The 277-nt window shown below is 54.2% G+C and carries 1 protein-coding gene; it reads left to right on the top strand.

The genetic code is table 11. From position 1 onward, the window contains the following. Positions 1–28 precede the first annotated feature (28 nt). Positions 29–277 (top strand): hypothetical protein (locus SB772_RS40460; RefSeq protein ID WP_410838577.1); only part of this gene is annotated, 249 nt, incomplete at its 3' end.

The following is a 277-nucleotide window of genomic DNA, read 5'->3' as shown; positions in this document are numbered from 1 at the left end:
CCTGGAGCTGAAGCGGAAAGGACAGGAAATGAAGATCACCGACCTGCGCTGTGCGGTTATTGGTAAGCACCCGATCGTTCGTATCGTAACCGACGAGGGCCTTTACGGCTTGGGTGAAGTTGAATTCACGAAGTCCTACCTAAAACCATTTGTGCTGCATTTCCGCGATGCGCTGATCGGCGAAGACCCGACCGACGTCGAAAGAGTGATGCTGAAAATCCGCCAACGCGGTTCTTTCAAACCATATGGGGCTGCGGTCAGCGCGATAGAGCATGCG

Source organism: Paraburkholderia sp. SIMBA_030, from assembly GCF_046535245.1.
Taxonomy (GTDB): Bacteria; Pseudomonadota; Gammaproteobacteria; order Burkholderiales; family Burkholderiaceae; genus Paraburkholderia.
This window is presented reverse-complemented; position numbering and strand designations above follow the sequence as displayed.